Raw genomic sequence first — 280 nt, forward strand, 5'->3', positions numbered from 1 at the left:
CGCACTGGCGGCAGCATGCGCATCGATCCTGATCGCGCTGTCTTCGAACACCGTCATCTATGTCAGGTGATGGTTAGCACAAGCAGCGCGCCGACGACGAATTGACAGATCGTATGACCCCGCGAAGTCCGCGCGATAAAAATGCCGGCTAAAGGCATCTCCTTATACAGAAGTATCGTAGCCGTCGCGCAGGATCTGGATGGTGATCACCGCATCCATGACACGCTGCATGCCAATCCACAGTGTCTTCGCGCCGGGTTCACCATCACCCTTGCGTCCG

1 protein-coding gene is annotated in these 280 nt (G+C 57.1%); it reads right to left on the reverse strand.

The features are described 5' to 3' along the window. Positions 1-162: 162 nt before the first annotated feature. A partial coding sequence (locus F6X37_RS36550) for an IS4 family transposase (RefSeq protein WP_222945057.1) occupies positions 163-280 on the reverse strand: 118 nt, incomplete at its 5' end.

This window comes from Paraburkholderia sp. 31.1, from assembly GCF_014397645.1.
GTDB lineage: Bacteria > Pseudomonadota > Gammaproteobacteria > Burkholderiales > Burkholderiaceae > Paraburkholderia > Paraburkholderia tuberum.